This window comes from Janthinobacterium svalbardense, assembly GCF_002327145.1.
Taxonomy (GTDB): domain Bacteria; phylum Pseudomonadota; class Gammaproteobacteria; order Burkholderiales; family Burkholderiaceae_D; genus Janthinobacterium; species Janthinobacterium tructae.
On sequence record NZ_CP023422.1, the window covers coordinates 3,776,766 to 3,798,091 of the forward strand.

18 protein-coding genes, 1 pseudogene and 1 riboswitch are annotated in these 21,326 nt (G+C 65.2%); of the genes and pseudogenes, 2 read left to right on the forward strand and 17 right to left on the reverse strand.

What is annotated here, in order from left to right; all coding sequences use genetic code 11:
* Positions 1-18 precede the first annotated feature (18 nt).
* Genes CNX70_RS16785 through CNX70_RS16815 form a run of 7 tightly spaced genes read right to left on the reverse strand, consistent with a single transcriptional unit; the run spans position 19 to position 6,701 of the window.
* The gene (locus CNX70_RS16785; RefSeq protein WP_096235638.1) at positions 19-1,080 is read right to left on the reverse strand and encodes an ABC transporter substrate-binding protein; all 1,062 of its coding nucleotides are present in this window, start codon (positions 1,078-1,080) and stop codon (positions 19-21) included.
* Between the two features lie 39 nt (positions 1,081-1,119).
* A complete protein-coding gene (locus tag CNX70_RS16790; RefSeq protein ID WP_096235639.1) occupies positions 1,120-2,001 on the reverse strand; it encodes an ABC transporter ATP-binding protein in 882 nt (293 codons plus the stop codon).
* The gene (locus CNX70_RS16795; RefSeq protein WP_096235640.1) at positions 1,998-3,251 is read right to left on the reverse strand and encodes an MFS transporter; all 1,254 of its coding nucleotides are present in this window, start codon (positions 3,249-3,251) and stop codon (positions 1,998-2,000) included. The genes CNX70_RS16790 and CNX70_RS16795 overlap by 4 nt, the downstream gene beginning before the upstream one ends.
* Before the next feature lie 4 nt (positions 3,252-3,255).
* Complete coding sequence (locus CNX70_RS16800; protein ID WP_096235641.1) at positions 3,256-4,020, reverse strand: ABC transporter permease; 765 nt, start codon at positions 4,018-4,020, stop codon at positions 3,256-3,258.
* Positions 4,017-4,859: an ABC transporter permease gene (locus CNX70_RS16805; protein ID WP_096235642.1), complete on the reverse strand. Its 843-nt coding sequence runs from the start codon at positions 4,857-4,859 to the stop codon at positions 4,017-4,019. Before CNX70_RS16805 ends, CNX70_RS16800 begins: the two co-directional genes overlap by 4 nt.
* Positions 4,856-5,929 (reverse strand): ABC transporter substrate-binding protein, encoded by a 1,074-nt coding sequence (locus CNX70_RS16810; protein WP_096235643.1) that lies wholly within the window; start codon positions 5,927-5,929, stop codon positions 4,856-4,858. The genes CNX70_RS16805 and CNX70_RS16810 overlap by 4 nt, the downstream gene beginning before the upstream one ends.
* 22 nt (positions 5,930-5,951) lie before the next feature.
* The gene (locus CNX70_RS16815; protein WP_071077139.1) at positions 5,952-6,701 is read right to left on the reverse strand and encodes a class II aldolase/adducin family protein; all 750 of its coding nucleotides are present in this window, start codon (positions 6,699-6,701) and stop codon (positions 5,952-5,954) included.
* A gap of 225 nt (positions 6,702-6,926) precedes the next feature.
* On the opposite strand from CNX70_RS16815, the gene CNX70_RS16820 reads away from it, so the two are divergent.
* Positions 6,927-7,979 (forward strand): ABC transporter substrate-binding protein, encoded by a 1,053-nt coding sequence (locus tag CNX70_RS16820; RefSeq protein WP_096235644.1) that lies wholly within the window; start codon positions 6,927-6,929, stop codon positions 7,977-7,979.
* A gap of 68 nt (positions 7,980-8,047) precedes the next feature.
* On the opposite strand, the gene CNX70_RS16825 is transcribed toward CNX70_RS16820, so the two are convergent.
* The 5 genes from CNX70_RS16825 to CNX70_RS16845 all read right to left on the reverse strand — a co-directional run bounded on the left by CNX70_RS16825 (position 8,048) and on the right by CNX70_RS16845 (position 15,262).
* Complete coding sequence (locus CNX70_RS16825; RefSeq protein ID WP_096235645.1) at positions 8,048-8,551, reverse strand: 6,7-dimethyl-8-ribityllumazine synthase; 504 nt, start codon at positions 8,549-8,551, stop codon at positions 8,048-8,050.
* 177 nt (positions 8,552-8,728) lie between these two features.
* Positions 8,729-8,890, reverse strand: a riboswitch (FMN riboswitch).
* Between the two features lie 67 nt (positions 8,891-8,957).
* A complete protein-coding gene (locus CNX70_RS16830; RefSeq protein ID WP_096235646.1) occupies positions 8,958-11,330 on the reverse strand; it encodes a TonB-dependent receptor in 2,373 nt (790 codons plus the stop codon).
* 220 nt (positions 11,331-11,550) lie between these two features.
* Positions 11,551-12,705: an LLM class flavin-dependent oxidoreductase gene (locus CNX70_RS16835; RefSeq protein ID WP_096235647.1), complete on the reverse strand. Its 1,155-nt coding sequence runs from the start codon at positions 12,703-12,705 to the stop codon at positions 11,551-11,553.
* 34 nt (positions 12,706-12,739) lie between these two features.
* Positions 12,740-13,819, reverse strand: coding sequence for an LLM class flavin-dependent oxidoreductase (locus tag CNX70_RS16840; RefSeq protein ID WP_096235648.1), 1,080 nt, complete (start codon positions 13,817-13,819; stop codon positions 12,740-12,742).
* A 243-nt stretch (positions 13,820-14,062) separates the two neighbouring features.
* Positions 14,063-15,262: a sigma-54 interaction domain-containing protein gene (locus tag CNX70_RS16845; protein ID WP_096235649.1), complete on the reverse strand. Its 1,200-nt coding sequence runs from the start codon at positions 15,260-15,262 to the stop codon at positions 14,063-14,065.
* A 144-nt stretch (positions 15,263-15,406) separates the two neighbouring features.
* Between CNX70_RS16845 and CNX70_RS16850 the strand changes: the two are divergent.
* Positions 15,407-15,690, forward strand: a pseudogene (locus CNX70_RS16850) (LLM class flavin-dependent oxidoreductase); the annotation flags it as partial.
* A gap of 18 nt (positions 15,691-15,708) precedes the next feature.
* On the opposite strand, the gene hmgA reads toward CNX70_RS16850, so the two are convergent.
* The 5 genes from hmgA to CNX70_RS16875 all read right to left on the reverse strand — a co-directional run bounded on the left by hmgA (position 15,709) and on the right by CNX70_RS16875 (position 21,326).
* Positions 15,709-17,013: a homogentisate 1,2-dioxygenase gene (hmgA, locus tag CNX70_RS16855; protein WP_096235650.1), complete on the reverse strand. Its 1,305-nt coding sequence runs from the start codon at positions 17,011-17,013 to the stop codon at positions 15,709-15,711.
* Positions 17,010-17,195: a DUF2783 domain-containing protein gene (locus CNX70_RS16860; RefSeq protein WP_096235651.1), complete on the reverse strand. Its 186-nt coding sequence runs from the start codon at positions 17,193-17,195 to the stop codon at positions 17,010-17,012. Before CNX70_RS16860 ends, hmgA begins: the two co-directional genes overlap by 4 nt.
* A 104-nt stretch (positions 17,196-17,299) precedes the next feature.
* Entirely contained in the window at positions 17,300-18,970 is a 1,671-nt protein-coding gene (locus CNX70_RS16865; protein ID WP_096235652.1) for an FAD-dependent oxidoreductase, read from the reverse strand.
* Between the two features lie 13 nt (positions 18,971-18,983).
* Complete coding sequence (locus CNX70_RS16870; protein WP_096235653.1) at positions 18,984-20,261, reverse strand: MFS transporter; 1,278 nt, start codon at positions 20,259-20,261, stop codon at positions 18,984-18,986.
* 246 nt (positions 20,262-20,507) lie between these two features.
* Complete coding sequence (locus CNX70_RS16875) at positions 20,508-21,326, reverse strand: helix-turn-helix domain-containing protein (RefSeq protein ID WP_096235654.1); 819 nt, start codon at positions 21,324-21,326, stop codon at positions 20,508-20,510.

Sequence of the window (21,326 nt, forward strand, 5' to 3'; positions counted from 1 at the left end):
TGTTGACGTGCTTCCCGCTCAAGCCGCCCGGCGCGTCTGCGCCAGCGCCGCTTCGAAGGGACGCGGGTCGATCCAGGCGCGCACGTCGACCTTGCTGGGCAGGAAGTTCCAGCGGAACAAAAAGTCGCTGAAATCCTGCAAGCCCGCGATCGACGTTTCCGCCAGGTCCGTGTCCAGGCGCAGATGGGCATCCTTGCCGTAAGCCACTTGCACCCAATGCTCGCTGGCATTCGATTCGCGCGCGAGGAAACGCCGCGTCTCGTCCGCATGGCCACGCGCCCACGCTTCGGCCCGCAACACCTGCTCGACCAGGGTGACGGCGGAGCTGAAATGGTTGTCGAGCAGGTGTGCATCCACGCTCAAGGTGCGCGGCGTGCCGTTGTTGGCGCGGATCAGGGGTTCCGGATGGTTGCCCGTGTCGATCACCGTGTGCAAGCCGAACTGCTGCGCCAGCTGAGCGGCCGAAGCGCCTTTCAGGAAAATGGCATCCACCTCGCCCCGCAGCAGTCCCAGCAGCTCCGGACTCTGTCCGCCGCGCCGCGCGCCGCTGAACAGATTCGTTGCCGCGCCCTGCTCCGGCGGCGATTCGCTCTGGCCCGCCGCGATCACATAATCAACCAGTTCCACGTCGGCAACAACCAGCCCTTCCAGGCTCAGCGCATTTTCCAGTCCCCGCAAGGATTGCGCGCGCGCAAAGTCAATCTGCGCCTTGGCCCACAATGGCAGGCCGAAGCGCCGTCCCTTCAAGTCGCGCACCGTCAGGATACCGCTACCGGGCAGAGTCAGGATCAGCTGCGTCTCGTCCGACCACGACAGGCCGATCACGCGCGTCTCGCGCCCCGCCGCGCGCGCCCACAGGGCCGGGATGTTGCCGCCGTGGCGCACGGAGTTCTGCAGGGTATGGTCGAAATGCGATTCGCGTATGGCTTCCTGGTCGGACTCGCGCAGCGAGCGCAAGCTGGTGCCATCGGCGCGCAAGGCCGCTTCCAGCCAGCCTTGCTGCAAAGCTATCCCCAGGCCCGTCGGGACGGGGCAGCGCGTGTACCACAAGGTGTCGAGTGCTTGGTTTTCATTACTCATCTTTTTTCTCCAGGGTGGGTGGACCGTTCAAAAAGGAAACTACAGCGCCATCCTGCGCGCCCATTCATTGCCATCCCATAAGCTGCTGGGATGTATATCCTGCGCCACGGGCGCTTGCGACTCGTCGAGGTCGCTGAAATCCGCATGCAAGCCGTCACGGATGGCGACAAAGCCCGGCGAACCGCGCTGGCGCGGGTGGGCCAGCGGCACGTCCTGCACGCGGCGCACCTTGCCCGGGCGCGCATCGAGCACGACGATGCGGTCGGCCAGGTAGACGGCTTCATCGATGTCATGCGTGACCATCACCATAGTGATGCCCTCGTCTTGCCACAGGCGGCGCAGTTCCTGCTGCAGGCGCAAGCGGGTCAGCGCGTCGAGCGCGCCCAGCGGTTCGTCCAGCAGCAGCACATCGGGCCGCCCCACGAGGGCGCGGGCGATCGCCGCCCGCTGCGACATGCCGCCCGACAACTGATGCGGATACGCATCCGCATAGCCATCGAGGCCCACGCGCGCAATTTCCGCCGCCACGCGGGCGGTGCGCTCGGCCAGCGGCACACGGGTATTGCTGAAAGCCACGGCGACGTTCTGCTGCACCGTCAGCCACGGAAACAAGCGGTGGTCCTGGAACACCAGGCCGCGGTGCAAATCCGTGCCACGAATCGGCACGCCGTCGTGCAGCAGCAAGCCCGTGTAATCCGTATCGAGGCCCGCCAGCAGGCGCAGCAGGGTGGACTTGCCGCAGCCGGACGCGCCCACGATGGCGACGAATTCGCCTGGCGCAATGGTCAGAGAAATGTCGTCGAGCACCAGCAGCGGCGCGCCTTTCAGCGAAAACGACTTGCTCACGTGCTGCACTTGCAAGCCGCCGCTCAGGTGCTGCCGCTGCGGCAGCAAGGTCGAAGGGGAAACGAAATCATTCATGGCGTACTCTCTGCAGTGGGGGCGAGGGAAGAAACGGCGGCTGGCGGCGCCCGGCGCAGCCAGCGGCTGCCGTGGAACGCCAGCCAGGCGGCCAGCCATGGAGCCAGCCAGATCAGGAACACATTGCGCAGACCCGTCAGGTCGGCCAGGCGGCCCGCCGCCAGCGCGCCAGCCGTGCCGCCCACCATGCCAAACAGCGTCAGATGGGCCGAGACGCGTGCCTTGTCGACGGGCGCGCGGGCGATATTGTCCGTATTGACGAGGTTATTCACGCCCAGGCCCAGGCCCAGCAGCACTGACGCGCCCAGGTAAGCGATGCTGGAGGGCCACAGGCCCAGGATCAGCAAGGCGGCCATGATGGCCAGGTGGGCGCCGCCATACAGTTGCTCGCGGTACGGGCTGGCCAGCACAAGGCGCCCCAGGAACAGGAGCACCAGCACGCAGCTCAAGCCCTGCACGGCCATCAGCCAGACGGAGTGATGCGCAGGCCAGTGCAGCACGCGGATGGCCAGCAAGATGGAAAACACGCCCACGCTGGACGCCGTGAAGCTGGCCAGGATTTCGAACAGATACGTGCTGCGCACGACGGGCAGGCGCAGCAGCTCGCGCAGGCTGGCCGCGCCGGGTACGGCAGCATGTCCCCCCAGCTTGCGCGGCGCCGTATTGCTGGGCAACACTTGCCAGCCCAGTACGGCCAACATGGCGAACATCAGGGCGGAGATCAAAAAGCCTGTCTTCAGCCCCAGTTGAGCGATCAGGTAATTGCCGCACAAAGGCCCGAGGAACTGCATGCCGAGTATCAACGTCCCCTTGTACCAGCCCGCCTTGCCCTGCCCCAATTCCGGCAGGCGCACGAGAAACACCGTGCTCATGGCAACGATGCGCAGCGAGATGCACAGGCCGACGAGGAACATCAGCAGGGCCACCCATTGCCAGCCGGGCAGCCACGGCAGCACGCAAAAGGCCAGCGCCAGGCTCAGGCTGACACCCGCATACAGATGCTTCGGGTTGCCACGCGAAAGAATATAGCCGGCCGGAATAGTGCCCAGCGCCATGGCCAGGGTTTCCGCGCTGCTGATCGCGGCCAGCTGGAAATTGCTCACGTGCAAATGTAAACCCAGCAAGGTGGCCAGCACCTTGTTCATGCCGATGGTCACGCCCGACAGCAAGGTCAGGCCGATGAAGCGCAGCAAGAAGGCGCGCAGCTCGCCGTCGCGGGCGCTGACGGCCGCATCCGCTTGTAAAGGCATCGAGTCACTCACTGCTGCGCCCCTTCACCAGCAGGCGTGCCAGCCGCGCAAACGCCACGTTCATCGCTTGCGCCAGCAGCGCGATCACGAGCACGGCCAGCAAGACGACATCCATGCGGCCTGACACTTCACCGTTCAGCAACAATGACCCCATGCCGGGCCCAGCTGCAAACAGCAGTTCGCCGCCCAGGCAAGCCAGCCAGGCGAAGGCCAGCGCATGCGTGACGCCCGTGACGATGGCCGGCATGGCGCCCGGCAGCAAAATCTGGCGCAAGGTCTGGGTGCGCGTCAGGGTCAGCACCTGCCCCACTTCGCGCAATCTTCCCTCCACCTGGCGCATGCCCGCCTGCGTGTTGAGCACGGTAGGATAAAAGGCGGCGATGGCGATCACCAACAGCTTGGCGCCATCGCCATTACCCACCCACAGGCCCAGCAAAGGGATCAGGCCCAGCAAGGGAACTTGCCGGATGCTGTGGAACAGCGGGCCAATCAATCGGTCAGCCAGCGGCGACTGCGCCATCAGCGCACCCGTGACGATGCCGGCGCTGCCGCCAAGCAGCAAGCCGGCCAACGTGCGGCCCAGGCTGGCGCGCAAATGGACCCACAGTTCGCCCGTGACGAGCAGGTCGCGCAGGCTGTGCGCCAGGTCACCCAGCGAGACGAAGATGTAGGCAGCCGCCGCACCTTGGCCGGAGGCCCATTGCCAGGCGCCCAGCAAGGCCAGCGGCAACAGCGCGCCCTTGATGATCTGGATCAAACGTTGTTTCATATGGACTCCCCGTTACGCTTCCAGCGCATCAGCCGCGCTTCCAGCGCATGGCAGGCACGGTCCAGGCCGAAGCCGATCACGCCAGTCAGCACCACGCCCACCATCACCACGTCGAGGCGGAACATTTGCCGGCCCATTTCCATCATCTGGCCCAGGCCGCTGTCGGCGGCCAGCAATTCCGCGCCCACCAGCACCATCCACGAGCGCGACAGGGCGATGCGCATGCCCGTCAGCGCGGCCGGCACGATGGCGGGCAAGACGATCAGGCGGATGCGCTGCCAGCGCGAAAAGCAATACACGTGCGCCACCTCAAAGTAGCGCTGCGACAGGTTGCGGATGGCGTCATGCACGGCCAGCGCCACGATAAAGAAACTGGCCTTGGCCACGATAAACACTTTAAAACTCTCGCCTATGCCGAACAGCAAGATAAACAGGGGGATCAGGGCCACCGTGGGCAGTTGGCGCAAGACATTGAAGGTGGGGTCGACATAGCTGCGCAAGCCAGGCGACAGGCCCAGCACGACGCCGAAGGCCAGGCCCGCGCTGGCGCCCAGGCCGAAACCGGCCAGCAGGCGGAACAGGCTGATACCCAGGTGCTGGCCCAGTTCGCCGCTCTCGGCCAGGTCTGCCGCCGTCAGCAGTACTTGCCACGGCGACATCAAGATGTGTGCGGGCATCCACTCGAAGGTGGTGGCCGCCGTCCACAGCAGCAGCAAAGCCAGCGGCGAAGCCCACACGGACCAGCGCGAGCGCACGAAACGTCGCAGCCAGGGGATAGGCGCCGCACGCACTGGAGCAGGGACGCGCGGCAAGGCGATGGCGTTGACGAGGGAAGTCATGGCGTCCAGTAGGTTTGCAGCTTCAGCTGCGCCAGCGCCTGGTTGACGAACTGGGGCGCGAACAGACTGTCGACTTGCAGGGGCCGCGCGATCAGGCCCGCGCTCTTCGCATACGCCGCCTCGCCCACGTAATGCTGGCGCAAGCTGGGCGTAAACAACGGCGACCAGCGCGCCTGCCATGGCGTATGGTCGCCCGCCAGTTCGCGCCGCACCACGCTTTCCACCTGGCCCGCCGCCGCCTCGCTGCGCACATAGTCATCTTCGCCGCCCGCGCCGGCCGCCCGGTGGTGTTCGCGCACATACGCCGTCACCACCAGCTGGGCCAGCTGCGGATAGCGTTGCAGGAAGCCGCTGTCGGCCCACAGCTCGGCGCGCATCTTCCAGTCCTGCGGCGGCACCTTGCTGGACCAGATGATCTTGCCCACCTTTTTATCTTCCAGCAGGAAGGCGTCGCTGAGGGTAAAGAAGGCGTCGGCGCCGCCCGTGGCCACGGCCGCCGCGCCTGCCTGCGGATTGAGGTTGAGGATCTTGACGTCGCGCAAGCTCATGCCATTGGCTTCCAGCAGGCGGGCAAATGGGTATTCCCACGGCCGCCCACGGTGCAAGGCGATCTTCTTGCCCTTCAAATCCTTGATCGAACGGGCCGTGGAACCATTCGGCACCACCAGATAGGTGTTATTGGCGCTGCCGCCGGGCAGTATCAGCCGCGTCTGCAAGCCCGAGGCATTGGCGATTATCGACGGCAAATCGCCGTACTGGGCCAGGTCGATCGAGTGGTTGGCAAACGCTTCGTTGACTTGCGTCGCCACGGAATTGGTGGTGACGGGCACCCATTCCAGCTTCACGCCCAGCTTGCCCAGTTCGGCCGCCAGCCAGCCCTGCGCGGCCACCTGGGCGGCCGAACCTGCAAACACGGTCTTGCCGGACGATGCCGTGCGGGCCACGACGGCGATGCGCACGGCGGCCGGCAGCGCTTCTGCCGCCAGCGCGATGGCGGGCGCCAGCAGGCTGGCCGCCATCGCGCTGGCGAGTACCTTGCGCCAGGTCAAACGTAAGAATTTCAATGACATCTCGGGCCCATTCTTGAAAGGGTTACACCAGATCGGTGGCAGGCAGCAAAGACAAAGCGCGCGCCGTATCGATCAGCTTGCTCATCTTCCATTGCTGCAGCAACACGCCGGGACCGAAATCGCGCGAGCCGCCGATGGCTTCGGCCGCGATCTGGATCTTGGCGCCCTCTTCCAGCAGCAGGATGAACTCGGCCAGCTTCAGCAAGCCCTGCTTGCCCCACACGGTGGCGCCGCCATTCGCTTCCAGGATGGCCGTCGCGTGCGTGTTGCGCGCGATTTCACCGAGGATGAAATCGACTTCCGGCTGGCGGCGGTCGATATAGATGGGAATTTCGCGGATCAGCTGGAAGCGCTGCACGGGCACGTAGCGGATCGGCAGGGTGCGGTGCGTTTGCGCCCACGCGCCCAGGGACGGCGAGTGCACGTGCGAGATCGACGTGACCTCGGGCCGTTCGCGGAACAATTTTAAATAGCGCGCGCCGCCGTTGTTGGCATCGCCCACAATCACCGTGCCATCGAGCGCCAGCACGGCCGCCTTCAGGGGCTGGCCGCGGCGGAACGGGCCCGGGTCGTTGACGACCACCACCTTGTCACCGCCAGGGGTGCGTTCGACAAAGCCCACCGTGCCGTTGGCCGTCAGGCTGCCCGTCTCGCGCAAGCCGTCGAAGGCCGTCTGCGCATCGCGCCGCACCTGTTCCACGAAGGCCAGTTCGGCCGCCGTCAACTCCTGCACCTGTACTTGTTGTGCTTGCGCTTGTGCCACGTCCGTCATGTCATGCTCCATTCTTTGAGGTTAAGGTACGAATCAGTCATGCCTCTACTTTTGCAAGACGCGTGCCAGCGCCAGGGCCGCATCAATGCTGGATGGCTGCTGCCTGTGCAACAGCGGCTGCTGGCGTGGCAGCAGCGCTGGACGCAGGCGCTGTCGCCAAGCCAGCAAGCGGCGCGGGCACGTTTCCTGCACAGCTCAAGGCTCCACCCACCACGAAGGAATCCCATGACTACCGCACCATCCCCTGAAGTCGATACCGTCTGGTTCACGCGCTGCCCCGTGCCCACGGCCACGGGCCTGGCCTACAAACTGGGCTGGCTGGACGAGGAATTCGCCCGCGACGGCATCGCCCTGAAAACCCTGCAGGAAGTGGGTGGAGAACTGGCGCGCCACCACTACGACCATGGCATGTCCACGCTCGTGCGCGAAGGGGGCAACCTGCTGGCCCTGCCCGCGCGCGCGCAAGGGGCGCCCACGCGCCTGATCGGCCTGACCTGGATCGACGAATGGCAAGCCATCCTCGTGCGCCCCGGTTCCGGCATCACCACGCCCGCGCAGCTGCAGGGCAAGCGACTGGCACTACCCGTGTTCCGCGCGGAAGACTTGCGCGAGAACCGGCGCGGGCGCAGCATCGCGCGCGGCATGAGCCTGGCCGGCTACAAGGGCGTGCTGGCCTCGGCCGGCTTGACGCTGGACGATGTGCGGCTGGTGGAAGTGGGTGGCGAGGCGCCAACGCAGGCCAATCTGGGCGCGGGCCTGTGGCAAGGCATCGCGCCGCTCTTGCGCGGCGAAGTCGATGCCGTCTACGTGAAAGGCGCGGCGGCGGCCGAAGCGGCCCGCGCGGCCGGGCTGGAAGTGGGCATAGACATCGACGCCCTGCCCGACCGGCGCTTCCGCGTGAACAACGGCACGCCGCGCCCGATCACCGTGCATGAAACGATGCTGGAACAGCATTTCGAGCTGGTCGTGCGCTTTTTGACGCAAACGCTGCGCGCCGCCCACTGGGCGCGCAGCCACCAGGCCGACGTGCTGGCCATCCTGCAGGGCGAAACGCGGGCCGGCGCCGACGCCGTGGCCGAAGCCTACCGCGACGGTTTTCATTTGACCCTGGCGCCCGACCTGTCCGACGAGAAGGTGGCCCTGTTCCGCCAGCAGAAGGATTTCCAATTGCAGCACGGTTTTCTCGACCGCGACGTGGATATCGACGCCTGGATCGACCGCCGGCCGTTGGAGGAAGCGCAGCGGCGCCTCGACGCGCTGCTGCGGCAAGCCGCATAAAGAAACGGGGCCAGCACATGGCAACATGTGCTGGCCCCGGGTACTACGGCATCAAGGCAAACGGCGCCCTAGGCGGCCAAGGCCTCGTGCGGCGCGCTAGCCGGTTGCGCCAGCCGCTGCAGCGAGTGGATGGTGGCCGCGCAGGCAGTGGCCAGTTCGACGCCCTTGACCTTGAAGTGCTGGAAGTAGAAATCCTGGTGCTCGTGGCCCGCATGGAAGTGGTGCGGGGTCAGCACGGCCGACAGCACGGGCACGCCTGTCGCCAGCTGCACCTGCATCATGCCGGAAATGACGGCATCGGCCACAAAATCATGCCGGTAGATGCCGCCGTCCACCACCAGGGCGGAAGCGGCAATTGCCGCGTACTGGCCGCTCCTGGCCAGCACTTGCGCATGCAGGGGAATTTCAAAGGCGCCGGCGACGTCGATGACATCGATATCGTCCTGCGTGAAACCCAGGGTCGCCATTTCGGCGATGAAGGACAATCGGCATTGCGCGACGATGTCGCGGTGCCAGCCCGCCTGGATGAAGGCGATGCGTTTGGCTGGTATTGCGTGTGACGGTTGTGACATATAAAAGACTCCTGTTTTCAAGAATGACAAAAAAACAGGGCATAAAATCGAAGGGGATATGACAGGCGCAAGAAAGCCACGCCCAACTGCGCATGCAGGCACGCGCGCCCGCGCACCGACGGCAAACGCAGGCCGTCCATGCGCCGGGCGTATGCCGGCACAGACACAATGATTCCATCCCGCTCTCTCTTTATCCGGACTATACCGTCGGCCCCGGAATCACACCGGGTCTGCTGACCTTGCCGGCATGGTCCAAAGACCATGCCGGCAAGCGCTCGCGGGCTAGGCACGCATGCCATTACCGCCGGTGGGGAATCGCACCCCGCCCTGAGAACGTTGCGTGGCCAGCGCACAGGTGCGGCAGCCACGCCCGGCGACTATAGCATATCGCCCCTGCCCTGCGCGGTCAGAACTGCACCGTGTACGACGCGCCCACCGTGCGGCCCTGGCCGATGATCACCGTGTCGCCGTTGACGGCACCGGGCACGAAGCTGGTGAGCGTGTGGTTGCGGTAGACCTTGTCGGTCAGGTTGTTCGCATACGCCGTGATGCGCTGCTTGCCGCCCGGGAGTACATACGACAGGCGCGCATTGGCCAGCGCGAAGCCGCCCTGGTTCAGCAAGTCGCGCGCGGCATTTTGCGGGTCGACATAGTAGTACTGCTTCGACGTGTAGCGCACATCGCCGCTGAAGACCAGCTGCGCGCCATTGCCCAGCGGGTAGCGGTAGTCGGCCGCCAGCAAGGCCGTCACGTGGGGCGAGCGCACGAATTCATTGCCGGAGCGGTCGCCGCCATTGTTCTGGATGGCGAAATCGTCGAATTCCGTGCGCAGCAGGCCCAGATTGGCATTGATGTGCAGGTTGTCCGTCGGCTGCGCCTCGATCTCGAATTCCGCACCATTCACGTGGGCCTTGCGCACGTTCTGCAGGTAATTGACGCTTTGCGTGGGGTCACCGTTGTACACGCCCGTGATATTCACCTGCACGTTCTTGTAGTCATAGTGAAAAACGTTGGCGTTGAAATTAAGGCGCCCGTCCAGCCATTCGGACTTGATGCCCGCCTCGAACGAGTTCAGGGTTTCCGGCTTGACCGTGTTCAGGGCCCGCACGTCCGTGGCACTCGTGTTGTAGCCGCCGGACTTGATGCCGTGTGCGTACTTCAAATAGCCGCGCAGGGTGCTGCTGAAGCGGTATTCGGGCGTGACGTCATAGGTCAGTGCATTCCACGTGGTGGACGGATTCGATGTGAAATTGTTGTTGGCGACCGAGGCGGCCGTGTAATTGCCGCCCCGGACCGTGGTCCACCAGTTGGCCGCGTCACCAAACGTCACCGAATTCGATGCGGCCTGCACGCGCTGCAAGTCCAGGTCCTTGGTTTCCGTGGTCCAGCGCAAGCCGAAGGTGGACAGCAACTGCTCGCTGAAGTTGACGGTCGTGCTGCCGAAGATGGCCGCGCTGCGCGCCTTGTGCTGGTAGATGGTGCGGTTGTAGCCGACAGGCTGCGTGCTGCCCGCCAGCGCCGGCACGCTGCCGTTGGGCAGGCGCGCGCCGGCCGAATCGGAATCGATCTTTTCATTGAAGTAGAACAGGCCCGCCACCCAGCTCACGGCACCGTTTTGCGGCGACGTCAAGCGCAGCTCCTGCGACACTTGCCGGCTGCTGGCCTTCGAACGGCTGCGGCCCACTTCCAGCGGCGTGTTGTCGCTGTCGCCCGTCGCTTCGTTGCGGAAGTTTTCATAGCCCGTGATCGACGTCAGGGTCAGCTCGCCCAGCGCATACTCGAGGTTCAGCTGGGCGCCGCCCTGTTTCACGTCGCTGTCGGCCGGCGCATTCGTGCTGACATCGTCGGGATTGGTGCTGGGGACGTAGCCGTTGCGGTACACGCCATTCGCGCCGTAGCTGGCCACCGTGGTGGTGGCGCCCTTGGTGGTGTAATCGCGATAATGCAGGTTCAGGTTCGCCGTCAGGTCGCGCCCGATCAGGGCCTTGAGCTGGCCGCGGATGGCGCTATCCTTGAGTTTTCCATCGCGCTCGCCCGTAAACTGGTTGTGGAAGCGGCCCTTGTCCTGCTGCTCCGTGTGGAAAGACAAGCGCCCCGCCAGCACCTCGTCGACCAGGGCGCCGCCGATGGCCCCTTCGGCCAGGGTGGTGTCGTAGCTGCCGTAATCGAGCTTGGCGTAGCCGCTGGACTTGAACGAGGGCTTGCGCGAAATCACATTGATGGCGCCGCCCGTCGTGTTCTTGCCCCACAAAGTGCCTTGCGGGCCGCGCAGCACTTCCACCCGGTCCAGGTCGAACAGGGGAAAGCCCGTGGCGCTGGAATTGCTGATGTAGACATCGTCGAGGTAAAAGCCGACGGGGTTCGGGAAATCGATCTGCTGCTGGCCCGCGCCCACGCCGCGTATCCACCAGCGCGGACGGCCATGCTGCTGCGTGCCGGCCGAGGCGTTCGGCACGTAATTGAGGATTTCGCTGGCCGAGCGGCCGATGCCCGTGTCAAGCAGCTCCTTGCCACCGAGGACCGTGATCGCGCTCGGTACTTTTTGCGCCGATTCTTCGCGCTTTTGCGCCGTCACCGTCACCGATTGCAAGGAGGCACCCTCGCCGGCGCCGTTGGCGTCGGCAGCGGCAATAACATCGGCGCCAGGCGTTTCCGCGTGGAGCATGCCATGGACGAGCATCAAGCCGCCGATGGCGAAGGCCGAGCGCAGCGCGCGGCGCAGCGGGGTCAGATGAAAGGGAAAGGAAGAAAAGGCGGCGGGGGAAGTCGAACGGCGCATAGGTGGTTATCCTTGAGTAAAGTCAAAACGCGAGATGGTGATGACTGTTATTGCAAGGCGCATGCCCGCTGCCGCAGTGCAGCAATATATACGTTAAGTGCTTGATTTAAAAGGAAGACTATCATGATGATAGTGCTGTTGATTTGGCAGCAGCGGCGCCGCCGCGTGCTGCCTGCGCGACAGCAGGCGGTGGCGCTGCTGTCGCGGCAACAGGGGATACTCAGGCGGCGCGCAAGAGTGCCGCCGTATGCCCACGCACCAGCGGCAGCACTTCTTCACCCACCCGGTACGCTTCTTCCAGGTGCGGCGTGCTGGCGAGGATAAAGGCGTCGGCGCCCAGTTGCACCAGTTCGTCGAGGCGTTCGGCCACCTGCTGGTAGCTGCCGACGATACCCTGCGTCTGCCCGCCGCGCAGCAGGTTGAAGCCGGACCAGATATTCGGCGCCGTGATCAAGTCCTTGTAGCTGTTCAGGGTGGTCGGACGGTTGCCCCGCTGGCGCGCCGCGCCCACGGAATCGCCGCCATCGGCGCCGAGGAACTGGCGCAGGGTGGCGGCATCGACGGCGTCAAAGCCCTTGCGCACCTCGTCCCACGCCTCTTCCTCCGTGGCGCGGGCCACGATGTCGACGCGCACGGCGCACTTGATCTTGCGCCCCAGGAGCGCCGTCTTTTCATGCACGCGGGCGAATTTCTCGCGCAGCTGCTCGAACGGCTCCAGCCACGTCAGGTAATAATCGGCGTGCTTCGAGGCGGAACCGAGGGCCGCATCGGACGAGCCGGAAAAGTAAATTTCGGGGAAGTCCTGTTCCGACAGGGGCGTAGCCAGGCCCGCGTCTTCCACCTGGTAGAACTTGCCCTGGTAGGAAAACGGCCCGCCACGCCACACGCCGCGCACCACGTCGAGGAACTCGGTCGTGCGCGTGTAGCGGTCGTCGTGGCCGGCCGAATCGCCCCACCACAGCTGCGCCGGGCCGCCACCGCCCGTGATCACGTTGTACAGGGCCCGGCCGCCCGTGGCCCGCTGCAGGCTGGCCGTCATGCGCGCCGCCACCACGGGGTTCAAAAAGCCGGGCTGGAACGGGATCATGAAGCGGAAGGTGCTCGTTTCGCGCGCCAGCAGCGCGGAAATGGCCCACGGTTCATCCGTCATGGGAAAGGACGGGATCAAGCCGCCCTGGAAGCCCGATAGCTCGGCCGCGCGGGCGATTTCGGCCAGGTAGTCGACGTAGGTAAAACCGTCGGCGCCGCCGCCACCGAGGCCCGCCTGGCGCAGGTTGTCATTGCCGGGAAACCAGTCGCCGCGAAACGGCGTGCGGGCGCGGTGCGAACTCGGTTCGCCATGTGTGGGGATGCGCCAGAAAAAATCGATTGCCATCAAGGTACTCCTTCAGTAGGTTGGATACAGGAACTCAAGCCGCTTGCAGCTGCGCGCTCAACGCTGCCCGCACGCGTGGCAGCACGTGTTCGCCGATGCGGTAGGCTTCCTCGAAATGGGGGATGGCGGCCAGCACGAAGCTCGACACACCGGCCTGCGCGTAGGCTTGCAACGCCGCGCTGACCTGTTCATAGCTGCCGACCAGGGCGCCGTGTGCGCCCGTTTGAGCTTGCGCAAAGCCGGGCCAGAAGGCGGCAGCATCATCCTCGAACGGAGCATCGTCAGGTAGCCCCGCCCCGCTGCGGTAGCGGCGCGCGTCGCGCAGCGCTTCTTCAAACGTTTCGCGCGCCAGCACGTCGATGCGCAAGCCCGCCGCCACGGTGCGGCCCAAGTGGCGCGCCTGCGCTTGCAGGCTGTCGATGGAAGGCTGCAAGTCCGTCGCGGGCGCCGCGTCAAACACGTGCACGTTGGCCTGGCGCGCCGACAGGGCCAGCGCCTCGGGCGACTCACCGGTCAAATAGATGCTGTTCACAGGATGGTTTGCCAGCGGCCCCTTGAAGCCGCCGTCCTGCACTTCGAAGAACTTGCCCTTGAAGCTGAACGGTGATGTGCTTTGCACGCCGCGCGCCACCGTGATGAATTCATCGATGCGCGGCAGAATATCGGCGTCCGGCGCCGCATCGCCCTGACGCCGGCGCGCTGCCGCATCGCCGCCATGACCGATTTGCCAGGCGAAGCGCCCGCCCGTGAAGCGCTGGAAGCTGACGGCGTTCTTTGCCGCGTACACGGCAGAACCCCAGGCGGCGTCGAATTCGGCGATCAGTTTCAGATGGCGCGTGCTGCGCGCCAGGTAGCCGGCGACGATCCAGCTTTCATCACCCTGCGTATCGTGGCGTATCTGGATGCCGTCGAAGCCGGAAAGATCGGCGGCGCGGGCGATCTGGTGCAGGTAGTCGAAATAATTGAACGGCGGACGCGCGCCGCGCGGGTCGCTCACGCCCGCCTGCAACGGGCTGGGGGAGCCAGCATTTCGCTCGCCCCTGCGCGTGATGCCGGGCGCCGCGTAACGGCCGTCGCCGCTGGTGGGCAATTGCCAGATGAATTCGATGGTCATGCATGGACTCCTGTCGTGGGTCGAAGAAAGGGCCTGCACGCGCATGGTGAGCAATGCGCGCACTGGCCTGCCCTTTCCTCCTCGCAGAAAACATGCCATGCCGCGTGCACCCGCCAGCGCCCTTCGCTGCTGATTTGGCAGCAATCCGCTGCACCCACGGCAGCAGCGTGCTGCGCGCGCAGCAGCAAAAAAAAGCCGGAACCGCATCGCTGCGGGTCCGGCTCCAGGAGATTGGTCATGCGCCTAGTCGATGGCGCCCGCCTTTTTCAAAAAAGTGCGCAGGATGTTACGGCTGAGATTCAGGTGCTTGGCCGTGCGCACCTGGTTGCGCTCATTGCGCTCCCACGCGGCGCGCACCAGTTCCTGCTGCATGGATTCGAATTCCACGGCCTCGCCCGAGTCGAGCAAGGCTTGCCAGGCACGGGCGAAACGTTCGGCCGCCAGCAAGTCATCCTGCCCGGCCGCGCCGTGGGCCGCGTAGGCGATATCGGCAGCGCCAGCCCAGGTGTCCGGCACAGGCACCGGGGCCGCTGCGGGTACGGAAGCCATCGGCCTGTGCCAGCCCGACAAACTCAAGTCTTCGGCGCGCACCACGCCGCTGCGGCAGACCAGCAGCGCGCGGTGGATGACGTTTTCCAGTTCGCGGATATTGCCCGGCCACGGATACGCCAGCAAGGCTTGCTGCGCGTCAGAGCCCAGCTCCACCTCGCCCAGGTGCAAGCGCTGCGCATAGATGGCCATGAAGTGGCGCGTCAGCGGCATGATGTCGCCCGGGCGCTCGCGCAAGGGGCGCAGCGGCAGGCCGATCACCTGCAGCCGGTAATACAGGTCTTCGCGAAAGCGTCCCGCCCGCACGGCTTCGGCCAGGTCCACATTGGTGGCCGCAATCAGGCGCACGTCGATGGGGATGGCGCGCCGCGCGCCCAGGCGCACCACTTCGCGCTCCTGCAGCACGCGCAGCAGCTTGACCTGCATCGCCAGCGGCAAGTCGCCGATTTCGTCGAGGAACAGGGTGCCGCCGCTGGCCGTCTCGAACCAGCCGGGTTTACCCTGCTGCGCGCCCGTAAACGCGCCTTTTTCGTAGCCAAACAGTTCGCTCTCGACCAGGGTTTCTGAAAAGGCGCCGCAGTTGATCGCCACAAAGGTCTGCTCGGCGCGCCCGCTCAAGCCGTGCACATGGCGCGCGATCAGCTCCTTGCCCGTCCCTGTTTCGCCCGTGATCAGCACCGTCGCCTCGCTGGGAGCGATGCGTTCGATCAGTTCGTGCAACTGGCGCGAACGGGGGTCGGCAAAGACAAAGGCCGTGGCGCGCACCAGCAAGCTCATTTGCTGCGGGTCGCGGAAGGCGACCAGCGCCTCGCTATCGCCGTCATCGCCGGCGCCGCGGGCCAGGTGGGCGCTGCGCGCGAAATCGCTGCTGAAATTGTGGGCTAAGAGTTCCATGAGCCGACTATACCGCGCGCCATCGCCAGGCGTGAACGAATGGTGCCGCGCTAGCTTATCCGGATTTTGCATATGCGGGGCATTGGCCCGAACCTTGCTGCAGCAAAGGCGCAGGCAATGTCGCCTCCCTACCACGGAGCCCCCATGCCAGCACGCCAGCTTGTCCTGAACGTCTTTTTGCAACGTCACGGCCACCATCCCGCCGCCTGGCGCCATCCGTCTGCCAGCGCCAACGGCCGCCCGACCTGGCCTGGTGGCTGCGCGCCGCCATCGGCCTGCCCTTCGAACCTTTTACCCTGCTGTCGGCGATTGCCGCCGTCACCAGCCACATCGGCCTGATCGCCACCGTCAACAGCAATTACGAACACCCGTATCACGTGGCGCGCAAATTCAGTTCGCTCGACCACCTGAGCGGCGGGGGTGCGGGCCGCCTGACCACGGCTTGACTAGGCTTGATCAGGATAGAAATGCTTGCGCAAGCCTTGCCAGCATTCGAAATAATCGTTTTGCAGCAGGCCGCCGTCCAGGGCGAACGGCGTGGGCTTGAGGATGGTGCGCGTCTCGAACATGAAAGCCATGGTGTCGGCCACCTTCGCGGGAGCGGACGTGTCACTATGCGACGCCTTCTCGAACGTTTGTGCATCGGGGCCGTGGCCGGACATGCAGTTGTGCAGGCTGGCCCCGCCCGGCACGAAACCGGCCGCCTTGGCGTCGTACACGCCGTGGATCAGACCCATGAATTCGCTGGCCACGTTACGGTGGAACCAGGGCGGGCGGAACGTGTGCTCGGCGGCCAGCCAGCGCGGCGGGAAGATGGCAAAGTCGATGGCGCCAAACAGCGGATTTTCGCTGGGCGCCTGCAGCACGAGGAAGATCGACGGGTCGGGATGGTCGTAGCTGATCGAGCCGATGGCGTTAAAACGGCGCAAATCATATTTGTACGGCGCGTAATTGCCGTGCCAGGCCACCACGTCCAGCGGCGAATGGTCGAGCGTCGTGCGCCACAGATGGCCGCCGAACTTGGCCAGCAATTCGCACTCGCCGTCGATATCCTCGTAGGCCGCGTGCGGCGTGAGGAAATCGCGGCTGTTGGCCAGGCCATTCGAGCCGATGGGGCCCATGTCGGGCAAACGGAAAGCCGTGCCGAAGTTTTCACACACATAGCCGCGCGCCTGGCCGTCCGGCAGGGTCACGCGGAAGCGCACGCCACGGGGAATCACGGCGATTTCCTGCGGTTCCAGTTCGATCAAGCCCAGTTCCGTGGCGATCGCCAGCCGGCCTTCCTGCGGCACGACCAGCAATTCGCCGTCGGCCGAGTAAAAGAAGCGCTGCATGGAGCGGTTGGCCGCATACACGTGGATGGCGCAGCCGCTCATCGCTTCGGCGCTGCCGTTGCCGGCCATGGTTTGCCAGCCGTCGATGAAGTCGACCGGCGTGCCGCTGTCGGGCAACGGCAGCGGGTCCCAGCGCAGCTGGTTAGGCGGCGTGGGGGGCATGGCGTGAAAATCGCTGACGATGCGGGTGCTGGCAAGCAAAGTGAATGGCGGATGCTGGCTGGCGGGGCGGATGCGGTACAGCCAGGAACGCCGGTTCTGCGCGCGCGGCGCCGTGAATGCCGTGCCCGACAATTGTTCCGCATACAAGCCCAGGGGCGCCTGCTGCGGCGAGTTTTGCCCCTGCGGCAAGGCGCCGGCGATGGATTCCGTGGCAAATTCGTTGCCGAAGCCGCTTTGGTATCCGGCGCCTGTCATGCGCTCTCCGCCAGGCCGTCGGCAGCGTCGCGCAGCAAGCCCTGCACCACATCGGCCTTGCCGATGGCGCCCATGGCCAGCAAGGCAAAGCGGGCCAGGAACAGCGGCGAGCGCTGTTCGCCCAGGCCACCCATGGTGTGGCACAGCTCGGTGTACAAATTATCGAGTTCGATGTCAGTCATATTATCTCCTGATCTTGATGTATTACATTCGCCCATTTCAACCCGAAAGGCGGAACAGCTGGGGTCGGACCCTCAGGGTCCGACCCCGGAATTTGCCGTTGGGCTTAACTCGCTAATATCCTCGCCAGCGCCTGCGCCACCTGCCCCGCCCGCACTTGCCGCCAGCGCCCCAGCACGTGGCCGTCCGGACGCACGAGGTAAAACGTGCCTGGCTGCGCGTCGAATAGCGAGAATACCCGCGCCGTGTGGTCCCAGGCGCACTCTTGCGCCCCGCTGCGGCTGATCGCCACGGTACTCAACGGCAATGTGTCGCCCAGCGCCAGCAGTTCGGCTGGCACGGCCCCATCCCCGCTGAAATACAGGCCCGTGAAAGCACCAGCGGCGCGCCGCACCAGATCGGTAATATACCCCGCTTTTTGTCCGCCGTTGTGCGGCAGCGCCAGCGGGCATTCGGGCAAGACCGTGCCCGGCGCGGGACCAGTTGCAAACACGTCCGCGTCAACCGCATTCAGGGGCGACTGCGCATACGCGATGGCGCTGGTCTGGCGCGGGTTGATCAGCGAGCGCACGTGCGCATGCTTGCCCGCCAGGCCCAGCACGGCCGTGCGCATCAACTCGAAGGCAAACGTGGGCGGCGCCATGAATTCCGTGCTTTTGCTGCCGTGGCGCAGGTTTTCACGGGCGGCGAACACGCGTTCGTCCGAATAGCTGTCCAGCAAGCCCTGCGGCGCCTGGCCCTTGACCACATACGCCAGTTTCCAGGCCAGATTGTCGGCATCGTCGATGCCGGAGTTCGCGCCACGCACGCCGAAGATGGGCACCAGGTGGGCCGCATCGCCCGCGAACAGCACGGGGCCGTGCCGGTACTTGTCCAGGGTCAAGGCGTTGGCCTTGTAAATGGTGATCCACACGGGATGCCAGGGCGCTGTTTCCCCCATCATGGCCAGCAGGCTGTCCACGCGGGGCGCCACGTTTTCCAGCAGCACGGCCGCCTGCGCATCCTCGTCGTCGCGCAGCTGGTAATCGATGCGCCAGATATCGTCGTGCTGCTTGTGCACCAGCACGGTCGAGCCGGGATTCGATGGCGGGTCGAAATACGCGAGGCGCTCCGTCGGGCGCTCGCTTTTCAGGTGGATATCGACGATCACATAGCGCCCTTCATAGCTGGTGCCTTGCAATTTGAGGCCCAGCGCCTCGCGCACGGCGCTGCGCCCGCCATCGGCCGCCACCAGCCAGTCCGCCTCGATTTTGTAGGTTGCATCGGGCGTGGCCACGGTGACCGTGGCGCCATCGGCGCGCTGCTCCACGCCGGTCACCCGCGTTTGCCAGCGGATATCGATCAGCTCGCTCTGGCGTTCGGCCGCATCGAGCAGGAATTGCTCGATATGGTATTGCGCCAGGTTGAGCATGGGCGGCAATTTCTGCTGCGCGTCTTGCGGCATCGTGAAGTGCAGCACTTCCTCGTCGCGGTAAAAGCTGCGCCCGCCCGCCCAGGGCAAGCCTTTGCTCATAAAACCGTCGAGCGCGCCCAGGCGGTCGATGATTTCCAGGCTGCGCCGCGAAATGCAGATGGCGCGGCTACCCGTGCAGACGCCATCGTCCGCTTCGATCAGTACCGAGCGCACGCCGTGGCGCGCCAGGCCCAGGGCCGTGGCCAGGCCCACGGGACCGCCGCCGACGATCAGCACCGGCACGTGCTGCGCGCCGGCACAGGCAGGTTTGCCGGGCGGATACACCTTCGGCACATGGGGATAAGGGTGAAATGTATCGCTCATGATGCGTTCCTCTTCAAGATGGTTCTTTGTTACCGCCGCGCGCGATGGGCAGGGTCAACACGATGGCCGCGCCCGCCACCAGCAGCACGCTGGCGTACAGCAAGCCCGTGGCAAAGCTGTGCGTGACATCCTTCAGCCAGCCCACCACGACGGGGTTCAGGGCCGAGCCGATATTGCCCGTGGCATTGATGACGGCGATGCCGATGGCACGCGCACCCAGGCTCAGGGCCCGGTCCGGCGTGGTCCAGAAGACGGACATGGCGGTATACGCGCCCGTCGAGGCCATGCACACGCCCAGCAACTGCACCACGGGATTGCCGGAGTACGCGGTGAAGAGCCAGCCGCCGGCCGACAGCAGCATGGGCCAGACGATATGCCAGCGGCGCTCCTGCAAGCGGTCCGAGCGGCGGCCCCACAGAATCATGCCGATCACGGTGCATACTTGCGGAATGGCGGCCAGCAGACCGATCTGCGTGTTGCTGGCGTTGCCGCTGAAACTTTTCACGATCAGCGGCGTCCACACGGCCACCATTGCCAGGGTGTTGACCAGGCAAAAATAGGCGATGCCGAATTTCAGCACGGTGGGCGACAGCATTTCCGCCAGCACGGAGGTCTTCTGCTGCTGCGCGAGGTGTACGACGGCAGGCTTGTGCTCGGCCGCCAGCATGCGCGCCAGCACTTGCTGTTCCAGCTTGCCCAGCCAGCTCGCCTTGCTGGGCGCATCGTCCAGATAGCCGTACACGGCCAGGCCCAGCAGGACGGATGGCATGCCTTCCAGCAAGAACAACCATTGCCAGCCCTTCAAGCCCCAGTGGCCGTCCAGGCCCAGGATCAAGCCCGACAGGGCCGAACCGACGGCGGCCGTGACGGGCATGGCGATCATGAACAGGGCATTGGCACGCGCCCGGTAGGCGCTGGGAAACCAGTAGGTCAGATACAGCAGCATGCCGGGCAGAAAGCCCGCCTCCGTCACGCCGACCAGGAAGCGCAGCGCATACAGGCTGGCCGGGCCGCTGGCGAACAGGGTCGCCGTCGAAGCCAGGCCCCAGGCGATCATCATGCTGCCTATCCATTTGCGGGCGCCGATGCGGGCCAGCACGATATTGCTGGGGATGCTGCACGCGATGTAGGCAATGTAAAACAGGGTGGTGGCAAAGCCAAACTGGGTGCCGGACAGGCCCAGGTCTTGCATCATGGTCAGGCCGGCGAAGCCGATGTTGATGCGGTCAAGAAAGGAAAAGACGAACAGCAGGAACAAAAATCCCAGCAAATGGCGCGATACCTTGCGCATTACCTGCTGTTCCAGTTGATTGGTGGCCGCGTCGAGAACGGGCGCGTTGGTGGCTTGTGTGGCGGGGGCATGCTTGTCTCCATAAGGTGTCGCCCTCCCCTTGTTGTTGTTCTTGGGTAAGGGCGGCCGGGTAATCCCGGCTTGAAACACAGTATGCAGACGACGATGCCGGCGGCTGTCCCCATTTTGGGGACAACTGCCGGGCAAAACAGTCAAAAAGGCGGAGCCATCCCTACGCCGAAGGGACTAGACAGGCGCTGGCGCCATGCACAGGGCGAACAACTGACGCTGGCTGGAAATGCCCAGGCGTTTATACGCGCGCTTTTGATACGTGACGACGCTCGATGGCTGCACGCCCATGGTCTCGGCGATTTCCACAGCCGTGAGGCCTTCGAGCACACAGCGCAGCACGTCGAGTTCGCGCTTGCTCAAGGCGGGGCAATGCTGGCGCAACCTGGCCAGCATCATGGGCGAAACGCCTTGCGCGGGCTGGCCATTGACGCTGTAGTGGTGTCTGGCCGCATACGCGAACAGCGGCGACAGGGTTTCGATGGCGGCGATTTCGCCGGGCTGGAACTGGCCCTGGCTGCTATCGCGGTAAAAATTGACGGACAGCCAGATGTCGCCGGCCGGCTGCACCAGCAGGGACAGCCGGTCCGACACATTCGGTCTTTGATAGCAGACGGCGCGGTAGCCAGGGTGGCCGATCTCGTCGCTGGCCTGCTGGTGCAGCACGATGGCGGGGTCCAGCTTCGGCTGGCGGGCAGGCGCGATGACGCTCTGGTTGCCGTCGAGCGCATAGTAATGGCGCGCGTAGCTGTCGGCGATATCCTGCAAGAAACGCCCGCCGCGCCGGTCGGCCACGGCCACCGTGCGGGGCCGGTTGCCGAATTCATAGGCAAAAATCGTGCACTGGGCGATGGAGGCGGCCGCGCCGGCCGTTTTCAGGATGGCGCCCGCCATGGCATTCACGTCGGCATGGCCGATGGCGGCCACCAGGTCGAGGGCGCGCCCCAGGTCCAGCTGGCCCTCCGCCTGCCGCCGCTCCACCTGCCAATAGCGCAT

What these genes read in the sequence shown, in the direction of transcription:
- CNX70_RS16785 (WP_096235638.1), bottom strand. Translation starts at nt 1,080, where the DNA reads ATGAGTAATGAAAACCAAGCACTCGACACCTTGTGGTACACGCGCTGC.
- CNX70_RS16790 (WP_096235639.1), bottom strand. Translation starts at nt 2,001, where the DNA reads ATGAATGATTTCGTTTCCCCTTCGACCTTGCTGCCGCAGCGGCAGCAC.
- CNX70_RS16795 (WP_096235640.1), bottom strand. Translation starts at nt 3,251, where the DNA reads ATGCCTTTACAAGCGGATGCGGCCGTCAGCGCCCGCGACGGCGAGCTG.
- CNX70_RS16800 (WP_096235641.1), bottom strand. Translation starts at nt 4,020, where the DNA reads ATGAAACAACGTTTGATCCAGATCATCAAGGGCGCGCTGTTGCCGCTG.
- CNX70_RS16805 (WP_096235642.1), bottom strand. Translation starts at nt 4,859, where the DNA reads ATGACTTCCCTCGTCAACGCCATCGCCTTGCCGCGCGTCCCTGCTCCA.
- CNX70_RS16810 (WP_096235643.1), bottom strand. Translation starts at nt 5,929, where the DNA reads ATGTCATTGAAATTCTTACGTTTGACCTGGCGCAAGGTACTCGCCAGC.
- CNX70_RS16815 (WP_071077139.1), bottom strand. Translation starts at nt 6,701, where the DNA reads ATGACGGACGTGGCACAAGCGCAAGCACAACAAGTACAGGTGCAGGAG.
- CNX70_RS16820 (WP_096235644.1), top strand. Translation starts at nt 6,927, where the DNA reads ATGACTACCGCACCATCCCCTGAAGTCGATACCGTCTGGTTCACGCGC.
- CNX70_RS16825 (WP_096235645.1), bottom strand. Translation starts at nt 8,551, where the DNA reads ATGTCACAACCGTCACACGCAATACCAGCCAAACGCATCGCCTTCATC.
- CNX70_RS16830 (WP_096235646.1), bottom strand. Translation starts at nt 11,330, where the DNA reads ATGCGCCGTTCGACTTCCCCCGCCGCCTTTTCTTCCTTTCCCTTTCAT.
- CNX70_RS16835 (WP_096235647.1), bottom strand. Translation starts at nt 12,705, where the DNA reads ATGGCAATCGATTTTTTCTGGCGCATCCCCACACATGGCGAACCGAGT.
- CNX70_RS16840 (WP_096235648.1), bottom strand. Translation starts at nt 13,819, where the DNA reads ATGACCATCGAATTCATCTGGCAATTGCCCACCAGCGGCGACGGCCGT.
- CNX70_RS16845 (WP_096235649.1), bottom strand. Translation starts at nt 15,262, where the DNA reads ATGGAACTCTTAGCCCACAATTTCAGCAGCGATTTCGCGCGCAGCGCC.
- hmgA (WP_096235650.1), bottom strand. Translation starts at nt 17,013, where the DNA reads ATGACAGGCGCCGGATACCAAAGCGGCTTCGGCAACGAATTTGCCACG.
- CNX70_RS16860 (WP_096235651.1), bottom strand. Translation starts at nt 17,195, where the DNA reads ATGACTGACATCGAACTCGATAATTTGTACACCGAGCTGTGCCACACC.
- CNX70_RS16865 (WP_096235652.1), bottom strand. Translation starts at nt 18,970, where the DNA reads ATGAGCGATACATTTCACCCTTATCCCCATGTGCCGAAGGTGTATCCG.
- CNX70_RS16870 (WP_096235653.1), bottom strand. Translation starts at nt 20,261, where the DNA reads ATGCGCAAGGTATCGCGCCATTTGCTGGGATTTTTGTTCCTGCTGTTC.
- CNX70_RS16875 (WP_096235654.1), bottom strand. Translation starts at nt 21,326, where the DNA reads ATGCGCTATTGGCAGGTGGAGCGGCGGCAGGCGGAGGGCCAGCTGGAC.